23 protein-coding genes and 1 tRNA gene are annotated in these 25,055 nt (G+C 70.3%); 12 read left to right on the plus strand and 12 right to left on the minus strand.

The genetic code is table 11. The features are described from left to right. Window positions 1–4: 4 nt before the first annotated feature. From ACQ0O7_RS00390 to ACQ0O7_RS00400, 3 genes are all read left to right on the plus strand, one after another. The gene (locus ACQ0O7_RS00390) at window positions 5–1,339 is read left to right on the plus strand and encodes a hemolysin family protein (protein ID WP_430779669.1); all 1,335 of its coding nucleotides are present in this window, start codon (window positions 5–7) and stop codon (window positions 1,337–1,339) included. Beyond that, window positions 1,332–2,363 (plus strand): hemolysin family protein, encoded by a 1,032-nt coding sequence (locus tag ACQ0O7_RS00395; protein ID WP_430779670.1) that lies wholly within the window; start codon window positions 1,332–1,334, stop codon window positions 2,361–2,363. The genes ACQ0O7_RS00390 and ACQ0O7_RS00395 overlap by 8 nt, the downstream gene beginning before the upstream one ends. Before the next feature lie 88 nt (window positions 2,364–2,451). Then, window positions 2,452–3,378 (plus strand): LamG-like jellyroll fold domain-containing protein, encoded by a 927-nt coding sequence (locus ACQ0O7_RS00400; RefSeq protein ID WP_430779671.1) that lies wholly within the window; start codon window positions 2,452–2,454, stop codon window positions 3,376–3,378. Between the two features lie 7 nt (window positions 3,379–3,385). On the opposite strand, the gene ACQ0O7_RS00405 is transcribed toward ACQ0O7_RS00400, so the two are convergent. From ACQ0O7_RS00405 to ACQ0O7_RS00425, 5 genes are all read right to left on the minus strand, one after another. Beyond that, complete coding sequence (locus ACQ0O7_RS00405; RefSeq protein ID WP_430779672.1) at window positions 3,386–3,844, minus strand: hypothetical protein; 459 nt, start codon at window positions 3,842–3,844, stop codon at window positions 3,386–3,388. 4 nt (window positions 3,845–3,848) lie between these two features. Then, window positions 3,849–5,057, minus strand: a complete 1,209-nt coding sequence (locus tag ACQ0O7_RS00410; RefSeq protein WP_430779673.1) for a helix-turn-helix domain-containing protein — start codon at window positions 5,055–5,057, stop codon at window positions 3,849–3,851. 97 nt (window positions 5,058–5,154) lie between these two features. Next, complete coding sequence (locus tag ACQ0O7_RS00415; RefSeq protein ID WP_430779674.1) at window positions 5,155–5,487, minus strand: hypothetical protein; 333 nt, start codon at window positions 5,485–5,487, stop codon at window positions 5,155–5,157. A gap of 534 nt (window positions 5,488–6,021) precedes the next feature. After that, window positions 6,022–6,095 (minus strand) — tRNA-Gly (locus ACQ0O7_RS00420). Window positions 6,096–6,526: 431 nt separating this feature from the next. Next, window positions 6,527–7,033: a pyridoxamine 5'-phosphate oxidase family protein gene (locus ACQ0O7_RS00425; RefSeq protein ID WP_430779675.1), complete on the minus strand. Its 507-nt coding sequence runs from the start codon at window positions 7,031–7,033 to the stop codon at window positions 6,527–6,529. 75 nt (window positions 7,034–7,108) lie between these two features. On the opposite strand from ACQ0O7_RS00425, the gene dcd reads away from it, so the two are divergent. After that, complete coding sequence (gene dcd / locus ACQ0O7_RS00430; protein ID WP_430779676.1) at window positions 7,109–7,687, plus strand: dCTP deaminase; 579 nt, start codon at window positions 7,109–7,111, stop codon at window positions 7,685–7,687. Between the two features lie 18 nt (window positions 7,688–7,705). Here the strand turns inward: dcd and ACQ0O7_RS00435 are convergent, their stop codons facing one another. Continuing rightward, window positions 7,706–8,179: a YcxB family protein gene (locus tag ACQ0O7_RS00435; protein ID WP_430779677.1), complete on the minus strand. Its 474-nt coding sequence runs from the start codon at window positions 8,177–8,179 to the stop codon at window positions 7,706–7,708. A 76-nt stretch (window positions 8,180–8,255) separates the two neighbouring features. On the opposite strand from ACQ0O7_RS00435, the gene ACQ0O7_RS00440 reads away from it, so the two are divergent. Next, complete coding sequence (locus ACQ0O7_RS00440) at window positions 8,256–8,540, plus strand: YciI family protein (protein ID WP_430779759.1); 285 nt, start codon at window positions 8,256–8,258, stop codon at window positions 8,538–8,540. 61 nt (window positions 8,541–8,601) lie between these two features. Here ACQ0O7_RS00440 and ACQ0O7_RS00445 read toward each other — a convergent pair whose 3' ends face one another. Beyond that, a complete protein-coding gene (locus ACQ0O7_RS00445) occupies window positions 8,602–9,138 on the minus strand; it encodes a phosphoribosyltransferase (RefSeq protein ID WP_430779678.1) in 537 nt (178 codons plus the stop codon). Window positions 9,139–9,277: 139 nt separating this feature from the next. Between ACQ0O7_RS00445 and ACQ0O7_RS00450 the strand changes: the two genes are divergently transcribed. Next, window positions 9,278–10,411, plus strand: coding sequence for a PP2C family protein-serine/threonine phosphatase (locus tag ACQ0O7_RS00450; RefSeq protein ID WP_430779679.1), 1,134 nt, complete (start codon window positions 9,278–9,280; stop codon window positions 10,409–10,411). Here the strand turns inward: ACQ0O7_RS00450 and ACQ0O7_RS00455 are convergent. Continuing rightward, window positions 10,408–10,563 carry a hypothetical protein gene (locus ACQ0O7_RS00455; RefSeq protein ID WP_430779680.1) on the minus strand — a complete coding sequence of 52 codons (156 nt, stop codon included), beginning with the start codon at window positions 10,561–10,563 and terminating at the stop codon, window positions 10,408–10,410. The genes ACQ0O7_RS00450 and ACQ0O7_RS00455 overlap by 4 nt on opposite strands. A gap of 246 nt (window positions 10,564–10,809) precedes the next feature. On the opposite strand from ACQ0O7_RS00455, the gene ACQ0O7_RS00460 reads away from it, so the two are divergent. Further along, entirely contained in the window at window positions 10,810–12,666 is a 1,857-nt protein-coding gene (locus tag ACQ0O7_RS00460) for an acyl-CoA dehydrogenase (RefSeq protein WP_430779681.1), read from the plus strand. A 105-nt stretch (window positions 12,667–12,771) separates the two neighbouring features. After that, window positions 12,772–15,276, plus strand: a complete 2,505-nt coding sequence (locus ACQ0O7_RS00465; RefSeq protein ID WP_430779682.1) for a S8 family serine peptidase — start codon at window positions 12,772–12,774, stop codon at window positions 15,274–15,276. A gap of 3 nt (window positions 15,277–15,279) precedes the next feature. Here the strand turns inward: ACQ0O7_RS00465 and ACQ0O7_RS00470 are convergent, their stop codons facing one another. Continuing rightward, on the minus strand, window positions 15,280–15,798 hold the full coding sequence (locus ACQ0O7_RS00470) for a SixA phosphatase family protein (protein WP_430779683.1): 519 nt from the start codon (window positions 15,796–15,798) through the stop codon (window positions 15,280–15,282). Window positions 15,799–15,914: 116 nt separating this feature from the next. Here ACQ0O7_RS00470 and ACQ0O7_RS00475 point away from each other — a divergent pair, with 116 nt between their 5' ends. Further along, on the plus strand, window positions 15,915–16,193 hold the full coding sequence (locus ACQ0O7_RS00475; protein ID WP_430779684.1) for a DUF6458 family protein: 279 nt from the start codon (window positions 15,915–15,917) through the stop codon (window positions 16,191–16,193). A gap of 47 nt (window positions 16,194–16,240) precedes the next feature. On the opposite strand, the gene trhA is transcribed toward ACQ0O7_RS00475, so the two are convergent. Continuing rightward, the gene (gene trhA, locus ACQ0O7_RS00480) at window positions 16,241–16,918 is read right to left on the minus strand and encodes a PAQR family membrane homeostasis protein TrhA (RefSeq protein WP_430779685.1); all 678 of its coding nucleotides are present in this window, start codon (window positions 16,916–16,918) and stop codon (window positions 16,241–16,243) included. Window positions 16,919–16,996: 78 nt separating this feature from the next. On the opposite strand from trhA, the gene ACQ0O7_RS00485 reads away from it, so the two are divergent. The 3 genes from ACQ0O7_RS00485 to ACQ0O7_RS00495 are packed head-to-tail and all read left to right on the plus strand — an operon-like array spanning window position 16,997 to window position 19,174. Continuing rightward, window positions 16,997–17,602 carry a 5-oxoprolinase subunit B family protein gene (locus tag ACQ0O7_RS00485; protein ID WP_430779686.1) on the plus strand — a complete coding sequence of 202 codons (606 nt, stop codon included), beginning with the start codon at window positions 16,997–16,999 and terminating at the stop codon, window positions 17,600–17,602. Beyond that, window positions 17,599–18,435: a biotin-dependent carboxyltransferase family protein gene (locus tag ACQ0O7_RS00490; RefSeq protein ID WP_430779687.1), complete on the plus strand. Its 837-nt coding sequence runs from the start codon at window positions 17,599–17,601 to the stop codon at window positions 18,433–18,435. Before ACQ0O7_RS00485 ends, ACQ0O7_RS00490 begins: the two co-directional genes overlap by 4 nt. Beyond that, entirely contained in the window at window positions 18,431–19,174 is a 744-nt protein-coding gene (locus ACQ0O7_RS00495) for a LamB/YcsF family protein (protein ID WP_430779760.1), read from the plus strand. The genes ACQ0O7_RS00490 and ACQ0O7_RS00495 overlap by 5 nt, the downstream gene beginning before the upstream one ends. Window positions 19,175–19,212: 38 nt before the next feature. On the opposite strand, the gene ACQ0O7_RS00500 is transcribed toward ACQ0O7_RS00495, so the two are convergent. Together ACQ0O7_RS00500 and ACQ0O7_RS00505 are read right to left on the minus strand one after the other, a co-directional pair. Then, the gene (locus ACQ0O7_RS00500) at window positions 19,213–21,009 is read right to left on the minus strand and encodes an NHL domain-containing thioredoxin family protein (RefSeq protein WP_430779688.1); all 1,797 of its coding nucleotides are present in this window, start codon (window positions 21,007–21,009) and stop codon (window positions 19,213–19,215) included. Between the two features lie 78 nt (window positions 21,010–21,087). Continuing rightward, window positions 21,088–24,891, minus strand: a complete 3,804-nt coding sequence (locus ACQ0O7_RS00505; protein WP_430779689.1) for an LppU/SCO3897 family protein — start codon at window positions 24,889–24,891, stop codon at window positions 21,088–21,090. Between the last annotated feature and the right edge of the window lie 164 nt (window positions 24,892–25,055).

The following is a 25,055-nucleotide window of genomic DNA, read 5'->3' on the forward strand; positions in this document are numbered from 1 at the left end:
GATCATGGACGGGCTGTTCCTGACCGCGGTGCTCCCGTTGGCGGCGTTTGCGCTGCTCACGGCGGGCAACGCGTTTTTCGTGGCGGCCGAGTTCGGTTTGGTGACCGTCGATCGAGTGGAAATCGACACGAGGGCCACGGCGGGTGATCGCCAGGCACGCCGGGTCCGGACCGCGCTGCAGGAACTCTCCTTCCAGCTCTCCGGGGCGCAGCTCGGCATCACCCTGACCGCGCTGCTCACCGGTTACCTGGCCGAACCGGCTCTGTCCAAACTCTTCGAGCCGCTGGTGGAGCCGGTCGCCGGCGCCTCCACCGAGACCCTGACGCACGTGATCGCCCTGGTGGTGGCCACGCTGGTGTCGATGCTCTTCGGCGAGCTGGTGCCGAAGAACGCGGCGCTGGCCCGGCCGATGGGGATCGCGTTGCGGACGGCGGCCCCGCTGCGCGCCTTCTCGATCGTTCTCAAGTGGCTGATCGCCGCGCTCAACGGCACCGCGAACTGGCTGGTCCGCCGCCTCGGTATCGAACCGCAGGAGGAGCTGGCCAGCGCCCGTTCGCCGGAGGAGCTGGGCCTGCTGGCCGCGATCAGCGCCTCGGCCGGCGCGCTGCCCGCCGAGACCGCTGTCCTGCTGCGCCGGACCATCCGGTTCGGGGAGAAACGCGCGGCCAAGGCGATGACCCCGCGGGTCGACGTGGTCGGTCTGAAGACCACCGCCAGCGTCGCCGACCTGATCACGGTGGCCCGGGAGACCGGGCACACCCGATTTCCGGTGTACGAGAACACCCTCGACGTGGTGACCGGAGTCGTCGGGGTGAACGACGCGCTCGGTGTGCCACCCGAGCGCCGGGCCGCCACCCGGGTGTCCGCGCTGGCCAAGGAGCCGGTGTACGTGCCGGAGAGCCTCACCCTGGACAAGGTGCTGGAGGTGCTGCGGGCGGCCGGGGCCGACCTGGCCATCGTGGTCGACGAGTACGGCGGCACCGACGGCCTGGTCACCACCGAGGACCTGGTCGAGGAGCTGGTCGGGGAGATCGCCGACGAGCACGACACCGACCTCGGTGAGACCGGCACCCAGGAGCTGACGGCGCCCGGCGGGGAGAAGACGTTCCTGGTCGACGGGCTGCTGCGGGAGGACGAGATCCACGAGCAGTGCGGGTTCCGGCTGCCCGAGGGCCCGTACGAGACGCTCGCCGGTTTTCTGCTCGCCCGCCTCGGACACATCCCGGTGGCCGGGGAATCGCTGGAGGAGCACGGGTGGGAGTTCACCGTGATGGAGGTCGACCGGCACCGCATCGAGCAGGTGCGGGTCGTGGCACCGCCGGAGCCGGCCGATGACTGAGCTGCTCTTCGTAGCCGTACTGCTGATCGGAAACGGTCTTTTTGTGGGCGGTGAGTTCGCCCTGATCGCGTCCCGCCGGACCGTCCTGGAACCGCTCGCCGAGACCTCGCAGGCGGCCCGCTGGGCGCTGTCCGCGATGCGGCAGATCCCGCTGATGATCGCCGGGGCGCAGCTCGGCATCACGATCTGCACGCTGGTGCTCGGCGCGATCGCCGAGCCGACGGTGGCGCATCTGCTGGAGGGGCCGTTCCACGCGCTCGGCATGCCGGACCGGGCGGTGCACCCGATCGCCTTCGTGCTGGCCCTGATGATCGTGACGTTCCTGCACACGGTGATCGGTGAGATGGTGCCGAAGAACATCACTCTGGCCGGGCCGGAGCGCTCCGCACTGGTCCTCGGGCCGTTCATGCTGGCCTTCTGCACCGCCACCAAGCCGTTGCTCAACGCGATGCGCTGGGCCTCCCGGATGATCCTGAAGCTGTGGCGGATCGAGACCACCGACGCGGTCAAGACCGTTTTCACCGCCGAGGAACTGGCCGGCATGGTCACCCAGGCGCGCAGTGAGGGTCTGCTCGGCTCGGAACAGTACGCCCGCATCCACGCCGCGCTCGAACTGCGCAACCGGACCGCCACCGACACGCTGCTGCCCTGGTCACGGGTGACCACGGTGGCCGCCGACGTGTCACCGGCGACGCTGGAGGCGGTCGCCACGCGCAGTGGCCGATCCCGGTTTCCGGTGGTCCAGCGGGACACCCGGCGCGTGCTCGGCTTCATTCACATCAAGGACATTCTTGGGTACGCGGGAGCACAGCGCCGTCTCCCGGTGCCGGCTGAGGTGATCCGTCCACTGGCCGTGGTCTCCCCCGAGCGGAGTCTGGCCGACCTGCTGCTGACCATGCGACGGGACCGGCTGCACATCGTGCTCGTCAGCGACGGGCGGCGGCCACTCGGGGTGATCACCCTGGACGACGTGCTGCATGCGGTGATCGGGGAGCCGGCCCAGGCGGTGGCGCGTGTCCGGTGACGTCTTTTCGGCTTAACGCGTACGGGGGCTTTTGTCGGGTTTCCGTGTGTCAGTTCAGTACTCAAGTGATAATCCGGACAATAGCCCCATGCTTTACACTCGGCGGCACGCCGTACCGCTCGGCGTCCTGTCATCGGCTCTCGTCCTGGCCACGCTCACGCTGATCCTGAACCTCAGCCCGTCGGCCGCCGTGCCGATCGACGTCGGCGCCCGCAGCCAGCCCACCTCCGCCGCACCGGCGATCACCGGGCTCCGGCCCCGGCCCGGGTTCCTCGACAACGTCAGCGCCTTCTCCGCACCCGTGCCACCCGGCCGGGTCCGGACCGCCACCGGGCCGTACGCGGTCCACTACGACTTCGACGGCGGAGTCGGCCGGCCGATCGCAGCCGTCGACGGCGGACACGAACTGCGACCGCTGGGCCAGAACGGGGGCGCGCTCCGGCTCGTACCGCAAGGAACCGGTCTTGCCGTCGCCTACCCGGAACGATGCACCCTGCCCAAGGAACGGGACTGCCCCCGGGCCATCCTCGAAGGCCTCCGCGACGACAGCCTCAACCCCGGCAACCGCCCGATGCGGTACGGAGCGTCCATCCGGATGACCCACGACGACCTCGCCGACGGCGCCAACGTGCTGCAGAAAGGCTATTCAGTAGGCGGCGTCAGCCAGTACAAACTCCAGGTCGACCACCGGCAGGGACACCCCAGCTGCGTGATCACCGGACAGAAGGCCCGTATCTACCGGGCCGAACCCTGGATCGACGTGGCCGACGGCAACTGGCACCGGCTGGAATGCCGGCGCGCCGCCAACCGGCTCACCACCTACGTCGACGGCATCCCGCGCGCCTTCGTGCCCCTGCCCCCGAACCTGTCGATCGCCAACGCGGAACCGCTGCGCATCGGCGGCAAAGGCCCAGCGCCCGGAAACGATCAGTACGCGGGCGCCGTCGACGACGTCTTCGTCACCATCAGTGATCCGGTGCCCTCGGTCTTCCCGACACCCGTACGGCGCCTTTGAATGCCGTTCAATGCCGGGGGCGGTACGAGGTCGGCCTCCCGCCCCCGGACACCAGAGTCTGAAAACCACCCGCCAAGAGTCCGATCCCGCCGGTGATCAGGGTGAACCCGATCGGCTCACCCCGCAGCCAGCGCCCGAACGAATCCCCCGACCACTCGTCACCGGCGAAGGTGAACGTCTCCGGATCGTCGCGCCCCGTGCAGATCGGCACCGGCTGCCCCACCAGCAGACGCCGCCCCTCATAACCGGCCGTCACCGCGTACATCCGGCCCTCGACCGAGAAGGACAACTCCGCGAACCGGGCCATCCGCGGAATCCGAAACCCCGACGAGCCGCTCACCTCAGCGGTCAGACACCGGCCGGTCTCCCGCAGCCGATCACCCCCGGCGAACAGCTCGTAGGAGAACCACACCCCCAGGCCGAGCGCCACCAGCCCGCCGCCCAGCACCCCCACCAGCGTCCGCATCCGGCTATTGGATCACCTGCATGCGTTCGCCTAGAGCCCGCAACTCGGTGCCGCCGGCCCGGCGCCGGGACCGGTCCAGCAGGGTGCGGATCGTCACCGCCAACTCCTCCGACGTGCGCACATGCTGCGGGGCGATCCGCTCCGCGGTCAGCAGAAACCGGATCGCCTCCCGATCCCGGCCACCGATCCGGGCCAGCGCACGAGCCGTGTCCGCGTAGTAGAAGACCTGCCGGACACCCGCCGGGATCGCCGCCGGATCAGTACGCCGGGCGATCTCCACCACCTGACCCGGATCCCCGTCGTCCACCTCGATGCTCATCCGCCAGATGTCCACGTTCGTCGGCCCGAAGAACATCCGCATGGTGTCGGTCTCCCCGGTGTGACGGGCCAGCACCGCCGCCGTGGCCAGCCAGTCCCGGCTGTCGTCGAGACGCTTCCGGCAGCGGCTGGCCAAGGCGGCCACCAGGTACAACGTACCCAGAATCTCCGGTCCGCCGGATCGTCCCAGATGCCGGCCCAGATCGTCGGCGGCCCGCTCGGCCAGTGTCTGCCCCCGCTGGAAGGAACCACAGGCGACCGCCGCCCGGGCCATCGAATAGGCGGCGTGCCCGCGCAACACCGGATCATCCGACTCCTCGGCCGCGTCCCGGCACCGCTCCGCGGCCAGCCAGGCGTCCGCCGGATGACCCAGCGCGCGCAACGCCGTCGACGCGATCGACGTCGCGTCACAGAGCAGCCGCAACGCCTCGGCATGATCCGGCCCGGCGGTCTCGGTGTGCAGATCACGCAACAGACCCGGCAGCAGCCGGGCCGCCCCGGCATAGTCACACGCCCGGTACAGCGCCTCGGCCACCGCCACACTCCGGCGCAACTCGTCCATCGGCGGCGCGGCCCCGTCCGGCGGCTCGGTCAGATCGATGTCGATCAGGGCCCGCCGCAGCCCGAACACTCCAGCCTGCGCCGAAGCGGTCACCCGATCGGGTGCCGGCACCCCGAACCCGGTCAGATCCGCCGCGGTACAGCCCAGCGCCCCGGCGATGTCGGCCAGCATGAACCGGTTGTCGGCCGCCTGCAGCCCCCGCTCGATCCGGCTCCACGTGGCATGTGAAACCCCGGCCCGGCTGGCCGCATACCGAACACTCCACCCGCGGAGCAGCCGCCGCACCCGAATCCGCTCACCAAGCTCGAAATCGGCGCTCCGTCGTGGACTCATGTGCCCGACCGTAGCCCGGCAACTGCGGAGTGTGGTTCATCCCTGTACCACCGGCCGGCCCAAGGGGTCCGGTGCGAGCCGGGCGGGCGCGGACCGGTCACCAGCGGCGAGCGGACCGCCACTCGCCCGCGGCCTGCTCCTTGGCCTTCATCGTCTGCCGGTCCGCGCGGTTCTGCTCACGGTCCCGGAAACCTTTGAAGAGCCGATACGCCGTGTACGCCGGCAGAAAGAGCGCGCCGTAGAAGAAGAAATAGGTGCCGCCCTGGAACTGGAACATCAGATAGAACGCGTAGGCCCCGGCGGCCAGAGCACCGACACCGCTGAAAATCCGGTCCTCGACCTCCGCCGCTCCAAACCCGGTGACCGCCACCAGCAGGAGTGCGAGGGCACTGAGCCCGAGCAGGACGACATAGAAAAGTAGCAACGACACCGACGATCGCCCCTTGTTGATCAATGAGAATAGGTCGGCAGCCTACCCACCCGGCCGTGATGGGCGGATGTCGATGCCGGTGGTGTCGGCTACCACTAAGTGCGTCGGCGCGAACCCGCGGTGCTGCGCTCGGCGAGTTCCAGCACCGGGGCGCTGCCGGAGCAGCGCTTCCTGCCCTACCCCTGGCCGATCTTGGATGATTTACCACCGGAAACGGTGGTAAATCATCCAACATCTCAGCTGAGCGGGTCGTCCCCGTGAGGGCATGACCGCGAGTGATCAGGTGGCCGAGAACAGGGCCGGTTTGAGCCGCAACCGGCCACGCGGTCTGACGCTCGACCACGAAAGCTTTCCCATGGTGTGACAGCCTGTCTTGGCGCCCTGGAAGGCCCTGGTGGTCAATTCAGGAAGGCCGCTCACCTGCGGAAAAGTCATCGAGACGGGCCTGACCCGCCGGCGAACCGATTAGCCATCAGAATCCTGGAATGGGAGAAGCCCTGGCGGACCATCGGTCCTGACCAGGGCTTCCTCACGTGGAGCGGGTGACGGGAATCGAACCCGCGCTGTCAGCTTGGGAAGCTGATGTTCTGCCATTGAACTACACCCGCAAGCTGCCTCACTGTACCCGATTATCCATCTCGGTGGCGGCACCGCCCCGGGTTGATGGTGGTGTGCCGTCCCGGTCGCCGTTCGCTGGTGTGTGATGTCGCAGGTCGGGGCGGTTAGCGGGAGGGCCGTGACGTGCACGACGAGACAGCCGGACGCGATGGGCAGGCACGCACGGCGGCTCCGGCGCGGCAGGACGGCCGGGATCAGTCGACGACAGGCGGTGAGTGTCGTCCGGCGTCCGGCGGGCGATGGATGCGGTGGGGTTGACCGGCGACCGAGGGCGGGCGGTGCGCGATAGACGCGGTGGGGTGGACCAGCGACTGGCGACCGGCGAACGGCGACCGAAAGCGGGCGGTGCGCGATGGGCGAGGTGGGGTGGCCGGAGGCAGTCGATGACCGGTGGTGGGTCAGGGGCGGTGGGTGGCCGGGGTCAGCTGGCCACCGCCAAGGGGCGGTGGGCGCGGCGTGGGGCCCGCCATGTGCGGGCGAACGCCGGCAGGAACGGGGACGCCGCCAGGGGGAGGGCGCCGGCGGGGCCGTGGCGGCGCAGCATCGCTGTCTCGATGGTCAGCTCGAACAGGCGCCAGTCCACGTCGGGGGAGGCGTGCAGGGTGCCGGCCAGGTGGGCGATCGTGCGGGGATCGCGGACCGGGACGGCTCGGCCGGTCAGGGTGGCCTCGTCGTCGTTGTCCTCCGGTGGGTAGGCGTGGAGGGCGTAGCGCCCGTCGCGCTCCAGGTCGCGGCGTTTCGGGGAGTCGACGATGAAGCAGTAGAGGCCGGTCTCGGTGAAGACCGGTGACACCGGGTGGACGCGGGGGCCGCCGTCGGGGCGGATCGTCGCGAGGTAGCCCATGCCGGGGCCGTACTGCTGCACTAGCGCACGGATGCCGTCGGCCAGCGACGGATCGGCGGCGGCGAAATCGGACCAGGAAGCCATGCCGCCATCCTATCGAACATATGTTCGACACAGCCACCGAACACGCCGATACGACCACGTCGGTATGGTGTTGCGATGCTGCTCTCCGACCGCGACCTGGTCTCAGAGATCAAATCCGGTGGCTTCGCGCTGGAGCCCTTCGAGCCGACGCTGATGCAGCCGTCCAGCGTCGACGTTCGGCTGGATCGGTTCTTCCGGGTTTTCAACAACCACCTCTACACCCACATCGACCCGGCCGAGCAGCAGGATGAGCTGACCGCCCCGGTCGAGGTCGAGGATGGTCAGCCGTTCGTGTTGCATCCGGGCGAGTTCGTCCTGGCGTCGACGCTCGAAGTGGTCACTCTCGGGCAGGGGCTGGCGGCCCGGCTGGAGGGCAAGAGCAGTCTGGGGCGTCTCGGGCTGCTCACCCATTCGACCGCGGGCTTCATCGATCCGGGTTTCTCCGGGCACGTCACGCTGGAGCTCTCCAACGTGGCCAACCTGCCGATCAAGCTGTGGCCGGGGATGAAGATCGGTCAGCTGTGTGTCTTCCGGCTGTCCAGCCCGGCCGAGCATCCGTATGGTTCGGACGTCTACGGCTCCCGCTATCAGAACCAGCGGGGCCCGACGGCCAGCCGGTCGGCGCAGAAGTTCCGGACGTGGCCGACCCGCTGACGGCGTACCACAATCGGGTTATCTCCGGCGGACGAGCAGTCCCCGGGCGGAGGCGGTGCCGAGGACCTGCTCGATCTGATCGGGGCTGAGCCCGGCGGTCGGCACCGGCAGCAGGCGTGCGCCGCCCTGCCGGAAGAGAAGCTGGCCGGAGAGTTCCTCGACAGAGCGAAAGGCCCGCCAGGTGTACGCGTGACGAGCCTCCGCGTCGGAGCTGGCGATGCCGCCTTCGCTGATCTCGTACGTGGTGGGCCGTCCGGCGCGCAGTCCGCGGGCGGTGTGGTTGAGCAGAACCGTCGGCACCACGACGGCGAGCACCGCCCCGCCGGCCAGCAGTGCCGGGTCGAGTTCGCCGGTGACGGCCATCGACAGCACGGTGACCAGCAGTAGGGCCCAGCCGGACAGCCGGGCGAGGAGTACCGGCCGCCGCATGCCGTGCCGGGTGGCGGCTGCGATCAACGACGCGTCGGGGGTCGCGGTGATCTGGATCTGCATCCCCAGAAATTAGCCTCTACCTGGGCAAATCGTCAGGGGCCGTACGGTCGGATCTACGATGGCGAGCGTGTATCTCATGATTTCGACCTACCTGAAGCCGCTCGCCGAGGTGGACGCCGCGCGCGCCGATCATCTGAGTTTCCTCGCCGGGCTGGAGGAGGCCGGTTATTCGGTCACCGCGGGCCGCATCGATCCGCCGACCGGGGGGATCATCCTGCTCGACGTGGACACCGAGGCCGAGGCGCGGGAGCTGATCGCCAAGGACCCGTACGTGGAGCGGGGCCTGGCCTCCTACACCGCCACCGGCTGGCACCCGACCCGTGGTGCGCTGGCCGGTTATCAGCGCACCCGCTCCAGCTAGGTTCGTGTGGTGATCTGTGGTCCGAATCCGGCCACAAATCACCACACGAACTGGCTCCGGGCTAGAGGTCCACTCCGGTCAGGAGGCTGCGGATCGCCAGTTCAGCGGCCACCTCGGGTGGGCATTCGGCGACGATGACCGCGGTCCCCACGTACCGCGATCCCAGCAGTTCTCGCAGTCCGCGGGCCTGGGCCCCGGTGGCCGCCCAGTCGTCGACGACGAGGGCGCGGTCGCCGGGGCCGACCAGCCGCTCCCGGATGCCGAGCCGCTGCACGTCGCCGCGGTGGTCGCTGGGCACGTCGGCCCAGATCATCGGCTCGGCGATGGCCCGGCGGGCCCCGGCCCGGTACGCCTCGACGAAGCCCACCCCGAGCGCCCGCGCCACCAGTGGCCCGACCATGAACCCGGTGACTTCGGGCGAGACGACCACTGTCGGTTTCTCCCGGGTGAAGAGGCCGCCGAGGGCCGGGCCGAGTCCGTCGAGGATCCTCGGGTCACGCCACCAGCCGGAGCGGTCGCTGACGAGGTAGTCGCTGCCGGGGCCGAGGTCGGTCCAGCGGAATTCGGCACGGAGAAGATCGCGGAGATCGTCGGTCACGCCGCCATCCTGTCACCGGCTGTCGCCCTGGTTGGACCGACCGAATGACGCCGGTACCTACGGCAGGTCAGAACCTGCTCAGCCTACGGGTCAAGTTGATACCCGACGTGCGGCTGATCGGGCATGCTGGTCGCGAACCATGCCTACTTTCCTGGCGGGGCGACGCCCGCTGAGCCCTGGGAACCGCGCCGGAGTCGGCGCGGCCCTCGTGCTGCTCGCCGTCGTGTCCGCCGTGGAGTCGGCGGAGCGCCCGCAGGCGGACTACGTCGGGCTGCTCGCGGCGGTGCCGTTCGTGGCGGCGATCTTCGCGGTCTGGCAGATGGTGCTGGCGACGGGTGTGCTGGCGACGGTGGTCGGCGCGGTCTTCGTGGGGCTCGCCGGCACCCAGAACGGGCTGGTGGACACCCAGAGCGGCATGGTCGGCCTGGTCAATCTGATGGGCATCGTGCTGGCGACCGGGGTGGCCGCGGCCGGCGCCACGATCCGGGAGCGGCAGGCCGAGAAGATCGCCGACCTGTTGCGGCTGGCGTCGGTGGCCCAGCAGGCGGTGCTGCGCCCGATCGGGCCGCAGGTGGGCGCGCTGGCGGTCTCCGGGCGGTACATCTCGGCGACCGCCGCGGCCGACATCGGTGGCGACCTGTACGAGGCGCTGAACACGCCGTACGGGGTCCGGATCATCATCGGTGACGTGCGGGGCAAGGGCCTGGACGCGGTGCGCCTGGCGAGCATCGTGCTGGGCTCGTACCGGCATGTGGCGTACGAGCGGGCCGATCTGAAATCCATCGTGCAGGACCTGGACCGGGCGGTGGCCCGCAGCGTCGGTGACGAGGATTTCGTGACGGCCGCGCTGGTCGAGGAGCGCGGCGGCACGCTGACGATCGTCAACTGTGGACACCCGGCCCCGCTGCTGTTGCGCCGGGGCCGGGTCATCCCGCTGGAGCCGCCGGCGCCGGCTCCTCCGCTGGGGTTCATGCCGGAGGTCAAGGCCCGGGTGGAGCGGCTGGAGCCGGGTGACCGGCTGCTGCTGTTCACCGATGGCCTGGGTGAGGCACGCCGGGAGGGCGAGTTCTTCCCGACCGCGGACCGTGCGTGGCGCCTTCTGGGCCACGGCACGGTCGGCGACGGTCTGGCGTCGCTGGAGACGGCGCTGGTGGATTGGGTGTACGGCCGTCTCGAGGACGACATCGCACTGGTGCTGCTGGAGTACGCCGGTCCGGACGGCGGCTCTGCCGTCTCGGTGCCGAGCTGGGAAGTCGGGGCGGCCGGCAGTTAGGCCGCCGCGTCGTCCTGGGGCTCGGGTGTGACCGGCGTGGCCGGGCCGGGCGTCACCGGGACCTGCTCGGGCTGGCGGTGCCGCCCGACGTAGTTGCGCGGCTGGTTCGCCTGCCGCGGCTCCGGGATCAGGCTCTTGATCGTGGCGAACATGGTATCCCCCTGTTCGTGGGCGTCTATCCGGTGAAACGACCCGTCGGGGCCCGCGATACGCGGTCGGAGTGTCGAAGTGTGCAAATGGCCGAACGGCTGTCCCGGCCGCCACCTGATCGGACGGACCACCGGCCCGTACTGGTGGGCCGTTCGGGAAATCCTGCCCGGGTTGTCGGTACCTACCGATCAGTAATACAGTGGGGTTACTGACGGGTAACTCGCGTCCGGGAGAGCGGGGCCAGCACGATGACGCACTACAAGAGCAACCTTCGGGACCTCCAGTTCAACCTGTTCGAGGTCTTCGAGGCAGACAAGTCCCTCGGCCAGGCGCCGTTCGACGAGTTCGACGTGGAGTCGGCCCGCGACGTGCTCGCCGAGGTCGACCGGCTGGCCCGCGAGGATCTCGCCGCCAGCTACGCCGATTCGGACCGCAACCCGCCGGTCTTCGACCCCACGACGCACACCGCACCGCTGCCGGAGTCGTTCAAGAAGTCCTTCGCGACGTTCATGGCGTCCGAGTTCTGGCGCCTCGACCTGCCGGCCGGCCTCGGTGGCACCCAGGCGCCGCGCAGCCTGGTCTGGGCGGTCGCCGAGCAGATCCTCGGCGCCAACGCCCCGATCTGGATGTATTCGTCCGGTCCGTCCTTCGCCCACGTGGTGTGGATCGAGGGCACCGAGGAGCAGAAGCAGTGGGCCAAGCTCTTCGTGGACAAGCAGTGGGCCTCGACCATGGTTCTCACCGAGCCGGACGCCGGGTCGGATGTCGGCGCCGGCCGGGCCCGGGCCATCCCGCAGCCGGACGGCTCGTGGCACATCGAGGGCGTCAAGCGCTTCATCACCTCGGGTGAGCACGACCTGAGCGACAACATCATCCACTACGTGCTGGCCCGCCCGGTCGGCGTGGAGGGCGCGGGTGGCCCCGGCACCAAGGGCCTGTCCCTGTTCATCGTGCCGAAGTACCACTTCGACCCGGCCACCGGCGAGCTTGGCGAACGCAACGGCGTCTATGCCACCAACGTCGAGCACAAGATGGGCATCAAGGTCTCCAACACCTGTGAGATGACCTTCGGCGAGCACGGTGTCCCGGCCAAGGGCTGGCTGCTCGGTGAGGTGCACCAGGGCATCCGGCAGATGTTCATGATCATTGAGAACGCGCGGATGATGGTCGGCACCAAGGCGATCGCCACCCTGTCCAGCGGTTACCTCAACGCCCTGGAGTATGCGAAGAACCGCGTCCAGGGCGCCGACCTGGTGCAGAACTCCGACAAGTCCGCGCCCCGGGTCACCATCACCCACCACCCGGACGTCCGCCGGTCGCTGATGCTGCAGAAGTCGTACGCGGAAGCTCTGCGTGCCCTGGTCATTTACACCGCGACCTGGCAGGACAAGGTCTTCATCGCGCAGGAGGCCGGTGACGAGAAGGCCGCCAAGGCCGCCAGCGCCGTCAACGACTTCCTGCTTCCGCTGGTCAAGGGCGTCGGATCGGAGCGGGCGTACGAGCTGCTCGGCGCCGAGTCGCTGCAGACCTTCGGCGGCTCCGGCTTCCTGCAGGACTACCCGCTGGAGCAGTACGTCCGGGACGCGAAGATCGACACGCTGTACGAGGGCACCACCGCGATCCAGAGCCTCGACCTGATCTTCCGCAAGATCGTCAAGGACGGCGGCCGGACACTCGGCACCCTCGCCGCGGAGATCCAGGGCTTCGTCGAGAGCGAGGCCGGCAACGGCCGGCTCAAGGACGAGCGGCTGGCCCTCGGCAAGGCGCTCGGCGAGATGCAGAGCATCCTCGGTGTGGTCCTGGGCTGGCTCGGCGCGGTGCAGAACGGTGAGGCCCGCGAGCTGTACAAGGTCGGCCTGACCTCCCGCCGGATCCTGCTCGCCCTCGGCGACGTGGTCCTGGCCTGGCTGCTGCTGCGGCAGGCCGAGGTGGCGCTGAACGCGCTGAACGGCGAGGTCTCCGAGACGGACCAGAAGTTCTACACCGGCAAGGTGGCCGCGGCCCGCTTCTTCACCCGCGAGGTCCTGCCCCGGATCGGCGCCGACCGCCGGATCATCGAGAACACCACCCTCGACCTGATGGACCTGGACGAGGACGCGTTCTGACCAGACTTTTCCCACTCTCCTGAAAAAGGCGAAGGCCGGCGGACAATGACGTCCGCCGGCCTTCGCCCATTGAGGCGCTACGCCGCCGTATCGACGTGCGTTACGATGATGATCTCCTATGTGGATCATCTGGTGCGGGGGCCAACGGTGCGCATCGTTTCATCCTGTCTTGTCGCGCTTCTACCGATCGGCCTCGCGGCCAGTCCGGCGGCTGCCGCCGAGGATTCGGTCCGGCTCAACATCGGGCTCGTCGACACCACACATGCCGCCTCGGTTTTGGCCGAGCTGGGCGACCGCGTGCTCGACAGTGAACCAGTCACCGGGCTGCCCGCGGTCAGCGTTGAGGTGCCGGCATCCACCGCCGGTACGGTGATCACGAGCTTGACCGCGGACACAGCCCGGATTCGGTACGCCGAGCCGGACGGCGTCGTGACCGCCAACAGCGAGTTGATCGGCCGCTCGCTGCCGTGGGCGCGAGTGCCGGAGGCATGGACCTGGACTACCGGTAGCCCGGACGTCACCGTGGCCGTTGTCGACACCGGGGTCACCGCCAACGCCGACCTTCCCGCCGCGCGTCTGACCGCGGGTCGTGACTTCGTCGATGACGACGACAGCGCTGCCGACGACGACGGCCATGGCACTCAGGTCGCCAGCGTCATCGGCGCGACCCGAGGTAACGACCTCGGGGCAGCCGGTGTCTGCGACGCCTGCGCGATCATGCCGGTGCGTGTGCTGCGGGACAACGGAACGGCTCCGGCCACCGGTACGATCGCTGACGCCGCCGCGGGCATCGCCTGGGCGGCCGACCACGACGCCGAAGTGATCAACGTTTCGTTCAGCACGCTGTTCGAGAGTCGGCTGCTGCGTGACGCCGTCGACCACGCGACCGCAGCAGGTTCGCTCATCGTCGGTTCGGCTGGTAATGACAAGACCACCAGCAGGCAATACCCGGCGGCATATGAGCCGGTATTGGCGGTCAGCGCGGCTACTCTGTCGCCACGGAACACCGCGTCCGATCATTGGGTCGACCTGGCGGCCATCGACAACACGCCCACAGTTCTGCCGGACGACACGACGGCCATGCTCAACGGAAGCTCCAGCGCCACCGCGGTCGTTGCCGGAGCCGCGGCGCTGGCTTTCTCTCTCAAACCGGGTGTCTCGGCGGCCGAGGTCCGTGAAGCGGCTGTGCGGAGCAATCTGCCCTTCGCGAGGCTGCCGGAGCACCATGCTCCGTTGATCAATACGGCGAAGTTGATGCACGCGATGGGCGGCGAGGACACGGTCGCACCGGTGCTGACACAGACCGGGCTGACCGAGGGCGAGTCCATGTCGGCGACCGGGCGGCTGATCACTCCGGCCGCCACCGACGATCACGGAATCGATCGGGTCGACTTCATCGCCGGCGGGCAGGTCCTGGCGACACTGAACAGCATCGGCGCGGGAATCTCAGTGCGGCCCCCGGCCGGGCACCACGGCGACCTGCCGATCACCGTCCGGGCCTACGACTACGCCGGGAACATCGCCGAGCAGACCGTCACGGTGCAGGTGGACATCGTCGCGCCGACCGGTGTCTTCGTCACGCCGGCAGAGGACGGTACCCATGTCCGGAGTACGACGGACATCGTGGTGACTACGCCTGATGCCGATGTCGTCTCGGTGATCGGCAGCGTCTCGTTGGCACGTGTAGCGGGTACGAACCGGTGGGCCGGCACCGTTCTTGCCCGCAACGGCGCGATCAGTGTGGTGATCCGCGACCAGGTGGGCAACAAGTCGACGATTGTCCGCAAGGTGCAGATCGACGACAGGGGACCGGCCTTCTCAGCGGTCCTCCCGGGGCCCAACCTCGTCGGCCGGACCTTTACCACCTCGGTGGTCGGTGTCAGCGATCTGAGTGGCGTGGCCGGAGCGGAATTGTGGGTGAACGACGTGCGAACTGCCACGTTCACCGATGCGCCCTTCGCCTTCACCATGCGAACGCCGACCGAGACCACGAACGTGACGTGGAAGGTGACCGACAGCCTGGGCAACGTCACCACAATCAAACGGAGGTTCATCCGCGACACAGAGGGCCCGACGATCTTCGGTGCGTATCCACCGGTCCACGTTCCGGTGCGCGGGACGTTCACCGCCTTCTTGGACGGGCCGTCTGACAACAGTGGCGGTCACATTGAGGCGGAACTCCTGGTAAACGGGGTGTCCTACGGCCGGGACGTGTCGGCGCCCTATTCGTTCCGGGTTCCGACCGGTACCCGTTCCGGTTACCTCAACCTGACTTGGAAGCTGACCGACGGCTTGGGTAACACCAGCACCTATCCGCAGCGGGTCCGCGCGGACAACGCCGGGCCGAATGTGGCGATCAGTAAGGCGCCGAAGAACCGGGCGAAGGTCAAGGGGACCGTCAAGGTATATGCCAAGGCGTCCGACGCCAGTGGGGTCGCGCGGGTCGAGCTGCTGGTCAACGGCAAGGTGGTGGCCAAGGACGCCACGGCCGGCTACCTGCTGAAGGTCAACACGAAGAAGCAGAAGAAGACCATGAAGGTCCAGGTCCGGGCGTACGACAAACTGGGCAACGTGAAGTACACGAGCACCCGGACCTGGTACCGGAAGTAGGGCTCAGCCGCGGGCGGTGTGGGACCGGGTGAGGCGCATCGAGCCCGGTTCCACCGACGACCACGGCTTCTCACCGGTGTGCACGGCCAGGCCGGAGGTCTTCATCTCCAGGACCGTTCCGGTGTACTGCTCGTCGGGCAGCAGCAGAGCGGACACTTCGGACATGGTCGGGTTGTGACCGACCACCAGGACCGTGCGGACCGTGTCCGGGACCGCCCGCAGCAGGTCGAAGACCTCGCCACCCCGGCCCAGATACATCGACTCCTCGTAGTGCACCTCGGGCGCCGGCCGGGAGTTCCGGCCCTGGTCCAGTGCGATGGCGACACCCTGCCAGGTCTGCCGGGTGCGCTTGGCGGGTGAGCAGATCACCAGGTCGGGGCGCAGTCGCTCATCGGCCAGCCAGGTGCCGGCCGCGTCGGCGTCGGCATTGCCACGCTCGCTGAGAGCGCGGTCGTAGTCGTCGAAATCGCCGGGAATCTCCGCCTTGGCATGGCGCAGCAGGATGAGCGTCCGCGTGGTCATCCGCACAGCTTGCCTGATTGGGATTCGGCACGTGCGGGTAAACGCTCGAACGACGCATTCATCACGGTCGAGCGATCGGCGCCCGGCCGCACGGACACCACCCCGAGGAGGGTCCGATGGGCATTGGCGCGAGCATTTTCCTGATCGCTCTGGGGGCGATCCTGGCGTTCGCCGTGGAGGCGGACGTCAGTGGTCTGGACATCGGTGTGATCGGCTGGATTCTCATGCTGGCCGGGTTCGCCGGCCTGGTGATCACACTGTCGTTCTGGAGCCGCAACCGCCGTACCGTGGTGACCCGGCAGCAGGCGCCGGTCGCGGGCGCCGGTTACACCTCCGAGTACCGCGAGGTCCGTCGCGACGACGTTCCGCCGCCGCCTCCCCCGGCGTACTCCTGACGCGAAACGGCCCGGTCTCGTCGAGACCGGGCCGTTTTTTCCGAGGCTCAGGCGTAGAGGGCGAAGTAGACGGCGATGTGGTGGCAGATCGCCGCGACCAGCGTGCACGCGTGGAAGAACTCGTGGTGACCGAAGACGGTCGGCCACGGGTTGGGCCGCCGCATCGCGTAGAACACCGCGCCGATCGTGTAGATCGCGCCGCCCACGATCAGCAGCACCAGACAGGTCACCCCACCGACCTGCAGCACCTGCGGGATGATCGCGACCGCCACCCAGCCGAGGGCGACGTAGAGCGGCGCACCCACCCAGCGGGGCAGGTTGGGCCAGATCATCTTGAGCGCGACACCGCCGAGCGCACCGCCCCAGACCAGGCTGAGCAGCACGATCTGCTGGGTGCCTTCGAGGAGCAGGGCACAGAACGGCGTGTAGCTGCCGGCGATGAAGATGAAGATCATCGAATGGTCGGCGCGCCGCATGATCTGATAGCCGCGCTCGCTCCACACCCGGCGGTGGTAGAGCGCGCTGATGCCGAACAGGCCGCACACCGTGATGCTGTAGATGAGACAGCTGAAGAAGGCGGACAGGCCGGGTCGGCTCAGGGCGATCGAGCTGAGCACGACGCCGCAGACGAGGGCTACGAAGAACGCGTACTGATGCAACCGGCCGCGTAGTCGCGGCTTGCCGATGTCGGTCGGCTTCATCCGGAACGGGGCTGAGGTCGTCACGCCCCCTAGGTTACGGCACCGTAGGTTACTAGTGGGTAGTGACGCCGGATACGGTTGACTCCACCGGATGATTTCCCCATGAAGATACGACGGGTGGGGGCCTCCGCACTACTGATCGAGTGCCCCGACGCGGACCGGGTGGAGGACTGGCGGGCCGAGCTGTGGCGGCGTCGTGAGAGCGGCGAACTGCACGCCACCGAGATCGTCCCGGGCGCCCGCACGGTCCTGCTCGACGGCGTCGCGTCGGAGACGGAAGCCCTGCTCACGGCCTGGGAACCGGCGCCCGGCCGGCATCGCGGCGACGGCCCGCTGGTGGAGATCCGGACCGTATTCGACGGCGCCGACCTGGAGTCCGTCGCCGCCCACTGGAAGGTCGATCCGGACCAGGCGGTGCGGCGACTGCTGGACACCCGGCTCACCGTCGCCTTCTCCGGCTTCGCGCCCGGTTTCGCCTATCTGCGTGGTTTCCCGGATGGCTGGGCGGTGCCCCGGCTGGACGCGCCCCGCCCCCGGGTGCCTGCCGGATCGGTCGCCCTCGCCGGAGGCTTCGCGGGCATCTACCCCACGGCGTCGCCGGGCGGCTGGCGGTTGGTGGGACACACCGAGCAGAACCTTTTCGACGTACGCCGGGAGCAGCCCGCCCTGCTCACCCCCGGCACCCGGGTCCAGCTGGTGACCGCGTGATCACCGTGCTGCGGGCCGGACCGCTCACCACCGTGCAGGACCTCGGCCGCCCCGGCTGGGCCCACCTGGGCGTACCCCGCTCCGGCGCCCTCGACGCGCCCGCCCTGCGCCTGGCCAACCGGTTCGTCGGCAACCCCGACGACGCGGCCGGGCTGGAGACCACACTGCTCGGCTGCGCCCTGCGGTTCACCCACCCGGCCCTGGTCGCGGTCACCGGAGCGGTCGCCCACGTCGAGGTGAACGGCCGGCCCGCCGAACGGCCGCGGGGACACCAGCTCTTCGAGGTCCCGGCCGGTGGGGTGGTGGACGTCGGGCCGGCCGTCCGGGGCGTTCGCTCCTACCTCGCGGTAGCCGGCGGCATCGACGTCGAACCGGTCCTCGGCAGCCGCTCCACCGACACCCTCTCCGGGCTGGGGCCGGCCCGGCTGGCCGACGGGGACGTCCTGCCGGTCGGCACCCGCGCCGGTACGCCGATCGTGGGCGAACCGGCCCGGCCCGGCGGCGAACTGGTCCTCGGGCTGCGGCTCGGACCACGCGACGACTGGCTCGATCTCACCGGGCTGTTCGGTACCCCGTACACCATCGGGATGTTGAGCAACCGGATCGGCACCCGGCTGGCCGGCACCGCCCTGACCCGCGCGAAGGCCGGCGAACTTCCGTCCGAGGGCGTGGTGCTCGGCGCGGTGCAGGTGCCCGCCGACGGGCAGCCGATCGTCTTCCTCGCCGATCACCCCACCACCGGCGGCTATCCGGTGATCGGTGTGGTCGCTGACGTGACACCCCTTGCCCAGGCCCGTCCGGGGACTACGGTGAGATTCCGTGAGCTCGATTGACCTGAACGCCGACCTCGGCGAAGGCTTCGGCACCTGGCGCCTCGGTGACGACGACGCCCTGCTCGACGTGGTGACCTCGGCGAACGTCGCCTGCGGCTTCCACGCCGGAGATCCGTCCACGATGTACCGGGTGTGCCGGCTCGCGGTCGAGAAGGGCGTCGCGGTCGGCGCCCAGGTCGGCTACCGCGACCTGGCCGGATTCGGTCGGCGACGGATCGACTACGACCGCAGTGAGCTGCGCGACGACATCCTCTACCAGATCGGTGCCCTGGAAGCGTTCTGCAAGGCCGCCGGAGACCGGGTGCGGTACGTCAAACCGCACGGCGCCCTCTACAACACCGCCGCCGTCGACGTGGTCCAGTCGTCCGCGGTGATCGACGCGGTGCTCGCCTACGACGCCGGGCTGCCGGTCCTCTGCCAGCCCGGCTCGGTGCTCGCCGCCCGGGCCGTCGAAGCCGGGCTCACGGTGATCGGCGAGGGCTTCGCCGACCGCGGCTACCTGCCGGACGGCCGCCTCGTGCCACGGAGCCGGCCGGACGCCATCGTGCACGACCCGGACGAGGTGGTCGCCCGGGTGGTGCGAATGGCCGTCGACGGCGAGGTGGTCGCCGTCGACGGCACTGTCACGCCCTGCCCGGTCCAGTCCGTCTGCGTGCACGGCGACACCCCGGGCGCGGTCGGCCTGGCCCGTGCGGTGCGGGCCGGATTGGCCGAGCACCTGACGGTTCAGCCCTTCTGAGCGGATAGGTGGTTTTCTCGTTCAGCGCGAATTCGGGCTCAGCTCGCGGCGTCCATTCCGCGCAGGATCAACGGCAGCCGCTGCGGGCCGGCCGGGTCGATCACGATCGGCACCCCCCAGTCCTGCCGGGTCAGATGACAGGCGCCGAACTCGGCGTCCACGTCACACGTCGCCGCCTGCGCCACCACCATCAGGACACCCTTCGGCACGTCCGGGTTGAGAACCAGCCGGCGCGACAGATCGGTGGTCACCCCCTCGCCGTCCAGCAGCAACTCGGCCGGCGACGCCGACACGGTCAGCCGCAACGGCGAACCGAACTGGCTGTCCAGCTTCTGCCCCGGAGCCGGCGTGAAGATCACGTCCAGGGTGACCTCACCCGGCGCCAGGTGCGACGGCGGGCGCTCGGTCCGGTGCCGCTCCCCGGACACCGTCTTCACCACCCCCGGAGCCAGCCGGGTCAGCCGGTGCGCGGCCGACTCCACCACGATCACCCGATCCCCGGCGACCAGCACATCACTCGGCTCAGCCAGACCGGAATCGACAGTGGACACCTCGCCGGACACCGGATCAAAACGACGGACCGCGCCGTTGTACGTGTCCGCCACCAGCACCGACCCGTCGGCCAGCGCAGTCACCCCCAGCGGGTGCTGAAACAGCGCCTCGGCAGCGGGGCCGTCCACGTGACCGAAGTCGAACAGGCCTTGGCCGACCGCGGTGTGCATCACGCCGTCCTCGACATACCGCAGCGCCGACGTCTCGCTGTCCGCGATCCACAGCCGTTTCTGATCAGCGCTCACCGACAGTCCCGACGGCTGGGCCATCCACACGTCCGGGATCGGGCCGTCCCGCAGCGCCTCCACCGTAGTACCGGCGTAGACCCCCACCGTCCGCTTGATCGGATCGAACCACCACAGCTGGTGGATACCGGCCATCGCGACGATCACCCGGCCGTCGAACCACGCCACGTCCCACGGCGACGACAGATCCGCGGCCAAGGCGTCGTGCACGTGATCGTCGACCGTCGACCGCCACGGCCGTCCCGACCCCGCCACCAGCGTGATCTCCCCGGTGGACAGGTTGATCCCGCGCAGCTGGTGATGGACCGTGTCGGCCACCACCACGTCGTAGCCGGCCGTCGACGCCACCGCCGGCGGCAACAGCACCAGACCCTGCGGCTCACTGAACGGCTCACCCCGCTCCGGCCCGCCGAACCGCCGGACCAGCGTCTCCCCGTCCGCCGACAGCTCCACCACCGCATGCCGGGCCGAATCGGAGACCAGCAGATTGCCGTTCGCCAGCTCGATCGCCTTGCCCGGGAAGTGCAGCAGACCCTCCGCGGCGGGCGGCGCCACATACGGCCCGTCACCGCGGTGCAGGGTGCCCTTCGCCTCGTGCTTGACGATCAACTCGTCGATCAGCCGGGACAGACCCTCGGCATGCCCCTCACCCGCCATCGACGAGACCAGGTAGCCCTCCGGATCGACCACGGCCAGCGTCGGCCAGGCCTTCGCGGCGTACTGCTGCCAGAGGTGCATGTCACCGTCGTCCACCACCGGGTGGTGCACGCCGTACCGCTCCACCGCCGCGGCCAGCGCCTTCGGATCCCGCTCGTGCTCGAACTTCGGCGAATGCACGCCGATCACGACGAGCGCGTCGCCGTACTTCTCCTCCAGCGGACGAAGCTCGTCCAGGACATGCAGGCAATTAATGCAGCAGAACGTCCAGAAATCCAATATTAGGATTTTTCCGCGCAGATCAGCCAAGGTGAGGGCTTTACCGCCGGTGTTCAGCCAACCGCGACCCTTGAGTTCGGGCGCACGCACGCGAAATTCCATTCCGCCATCGTGCCCTACCCGCGAATACGAACCAGGCCTCACTCCAGCGAGCGAGGCCTGGTTCACCGTCACATGCGGTCAGCCGTTCTTCTTCAGGCAGAGCACCTGGTCACCGCTGTCCTTCGGGACGACGATGTACGGCTGGGTGGCGTCCCCGCACTGGTCCTTCGCCGACACGATGTTCGTCACCTGGAAAGTGTCCGGATCGGTGCACTTCGCCACCACCGGAGTGCTGCCGCTGCGCTTCACGCAGTCGCCCTGGGCCACCTTGAACTCCTCGTCACCACCCGAGGAGATCAGGAACACCAGACCGAACACCACCGCCAGCAGGACACCGGCACCCAGCACCACGGCCAAGGCCACCGGCACCGTCCGTATGTTCGTCTTCGCCGACGGCGGAGGCGTAGCCGGGGTGTCCGCCTTGAACTGGTCGAACTTGCCCTGCTCGTCACCCGGGCCGGGCCAGCTCGTGGTGTCCTCCGGGCCGGGCGGCGTCACCGTGGCCCGAGCCGCCGGGCTGTTCGGGTACACCCCGCCGGGCTGCTCACCCGGCATCGGGGACAGCGCGGGCGCCGGGACGTACGGCGAATCACCGCGGCCGGACACGTCAGTGGTGTGCTCGCTGAACTGCTCGGTGGCGGCACCCCGGCCGGCGTCGAACGGCGGGCCGGCCGGCGAACCGAACGGAGCACCCCCGAACGCCGACGTGGCCTCACCGAACGGCGGCGTCGAAGCCGGGAACTGCGGAGAACCGGGCATCGCCGCACCGGAACCGGGGAACTGCCCGGCACCCGCGTCCGGCGCCGGGAACTGCGGCGAACCCGGCATCGCGAACGGCGAACCGGCACCCGGCGCGTCCGGCGGGGACACCCGGGCACTCGCCGACGCGCGGGCGGTCGCCCGGGCCGGAGACTGCGGGGCCACCCCGGCGGTGCCACCGAAACCGGGAGCCGCCGGGAAACCACCCGACTGCGGCTCGTCGTCCGGCACCGGGAAGGCCGCGGTGCCCTGGTCCCGGCCGTCGGTGTTCCGCTGCGGCAGACCGAAGCCGCCCTCCTGCGGGCCACCGAAATCGTTCTGCGGGCCACCGAAGCCGCCACCCTGCGGAGCGCCGAAGCCGTTGTCCTGGGGGGCGCCGAAGCTGTTGTCCTGCGGAGCGCCGAAGCCACCGTTCTGGGGAGCGCCGAAGCCACCGTCCTGCGGGGCGCCGAAGCCGCCGGACGGCTCCTCGCCGCGCTGGCCGAAGCCACCGGGCTGAGCGTCACCGTGCTGGGGCTGGCCGAAACCGCCGGACGGGCTCTCGCCCTGCGGGGCGCCGAAGGTGCCACCACGCTGCGGTAGACCGAAACCCCCGTCGTTCTGCGGAGAACCGAACCCGCCGTCGTTCTGCGGGGTGCCGAAACCGCTGTCGTTCTGTCCGGCGCCGAATCCGCCGTCGTTCTGCGGGGTGCCGAAGCCGCCCGACGGGCCGTCGTTCGGCGCGCCGAACCCGTTGTCGCCCTGCGGCGAGCCGAAGCCACCGGCCGAGGCCGAGCCGCCGACCGAAGCGGAACCACCGACCGTGGCCGAACCACGCTGCGGCAGACCACCCGGGCCGTCACTCTGCTGGCCACCGAACGGGGCCGGGAAACCGCCGGACGGGCCCTCGTCGGACCGGGACGAACCCGCCGAATCGCCCTCCGAGTCGTCGGCGGGAGTCGTCGCGGCCGGGCGGCCGTAGACACGGGCCTGCGGCGCGGCCGCGGCGGGCGGCGGCATCTCGGCGGCCTCGGACGGGCTGACCCGGCCGGGAACCGAGGCGCTGGCCGTGACCGGCCGGGCCGAACCGACCACCGGCTTGGCGCCCGGCTCGCGCGGCTGCGGCACCGACGAGCCCTGCTGGTCGCCCTGGCCGTCGGCACCGAACGAGTCCGGACCACCGAACGGCGACGAACCCGCCGGGCTGCCGTAGGAACCGGCGCCACCACTGACCGGGGACGCGCCCGCGGCGCTGACCGGAGACGTGCCGCCGGAGCCGAACGGAGAGGCGTCGCCACCGGCCGGCGCCGATCCAGCCGGGCTGCCGTAGGGCGAGGAGCCCGCCGCGCCGCTGGCCGGTGCGGTCCCGAACGAGGACGAAGCGCCGTTGGCCGGAGGGTTCCCGAAAGAGGGGGCGGCGGGCGCGGTGCCGAAGGACGAGCCCGCGGCGCCACTGGCCGGGGCGGTGCCGAAGGTCCCGTTGCCCGGCGTGGTGCCGAACGGCGAGTCGCCGTCACCGGACGGGACGGAACCGGCGGGCGTGCCGTACTGCCCGGCGGAGTCACCGAACGACGAGCCCGGAGCACCGCTGACCGAGGCGGAACCGCCGAAGGAGGAGCCCGGAGCAGCACTGACCGAGGCCGAGCCGCCGAAGGAGGAGCCTGGGGCGCCGCTGACCGAGGCCGAACCACCGAACGACGGGACACTCGCGGAGCCACCGGCCGGGCCGAACGGCGACCCACCGGGCTGCGGGTCGGCCGGCGCCGGCGCATTGGACGACAGGCTGCCGCCAGAGGCCAGGGCCGCGCCGGGCACCCGCTGCGGGTAACCGGCGGCGGTCGCGGGCGGCTGCTCCGGAGAGGCGGAGGGCGCGGCGGAACCGGCCGCACCGGAGCCAGCGGAAGGCGCGGCGGAGCCGGACGTGGAGGTGGCACCGAAGCCCGAGCCGAACCCGGAGCCGGAACCACCGGCGAACCCGGAGTCGGAGCCGGCACCGAAACCAGCACCGGAGTCGGCACCGAACCCGGAACCGGCGGCGCCCGCGGCGGGGGCCGAACCGAACGGCTGCTGGCTGCGGACCGGCAGATCCAGGCCTGGCTGGGCGCCGGACCCGGCGGCTGCGGGGGCACCGGACGGATCGGTGCCCGGCCCGGCGGGGGCGCGCAGCGGGAATCCGCCGCCGTCGCCACGCCGGGACGGGAAGGAGTCGGCAGCCGGGCGCTGGGTGCCCGACTCGGCCGAGGACTCGGCGGGCCGGGCGGCCTCACGCATCCAGCTGTTCTGTGCCGGGCCGGCGGTGAAGCCGCTCTGACCGGAGCCCTCTGGCAGGTCGTTGAGGCTGGCGCCGGGCACCCGCACCGGCTGGTCACCGAACGCGGAGAAGGACCGGCCCAGGCCGCCGTCCTCGGGCGCGGTGGCACCGGGTTTGCGGGTGGGCAGGCCACTGGCGGTGACCTTGGGGGTGAAGCCGTCCGGGGTGGGCGGCTGGGCCGGCGCGGCGGCCTGCGGCGACCGGGCGGGCGGCGGGAAGCCCGCGGCCCCGAACGGCGCCGGCTGCTGACCGGCCGCATCCGCGGAACCGGCTGATGCGGAGTCGGGCGCCGGGAAAGCGGAGCCGGAAGCAGAGCCGGGCGCCGGGAAGGAGGAAGCGGGCGCGGCCGGGTCGCCGGCGGGCGGCGGGAAGGCGGAGTCGGCGCCGGCGGGGGCCCAGGCGGAAGTGGGCGCCGACCCGAACGGCGGCGATGGGTTGCCGGTCTGCCCCGGTGCCGGCGAGACCGTGCCGTAGGGCGAGGCGGCCTCGGGGGTCACCGACCCATACGGCGACGCGCCCCCACGCTGCGGCAGGTCACTCTCCGGCTGGGGCACGCGGGCCGAGCCGTAGGAGGTGCCGCCGCCGGCGGGGTTGGGCCCGGCGCCGAAGGAGGAGACGGTGGGGACCACGAACGGCGAACCCCCGCCGGGGGCGCTGGCCGGTGGTGGCCCGTAGGAGCTGGGGAAACCCTCGGTGGGAGGCGGAGCCGATGCCCGGCCGGCGGAGCGCTGGTCGGGCCGCTGACCCTCGGGATCGTGCGGGAATCCGCCCGACGTGGGTCCGCCCGACGTGGCCTCGGCCGGCTGCCCGGCGTGGTGCCCCTCGGACGTCATATGCGCCTCCTCATCGATGCGGCCGTGCCAGCTTTGCACGGACGCGGCCCTAGCGGCGACCTTCCGCCGAGGGCCGTGCCAGCTTTCCGGCCTTGGCCGTGCCGGGGCCGAGGCGGTGTCGCCGCCGATGGCCCCGATCTCCCGTACCGACCGGCCGTGCCGGT

Origin of the sequence: Actinoplanes sp. G11-F43 (assembly GCF_050589265.1) — a bacterium.
Lineage (GTDB): Bacteria > Actinomycetota > Actinomycetes > Mycobacteriales > Micromonosporaceae > Actinoplanes.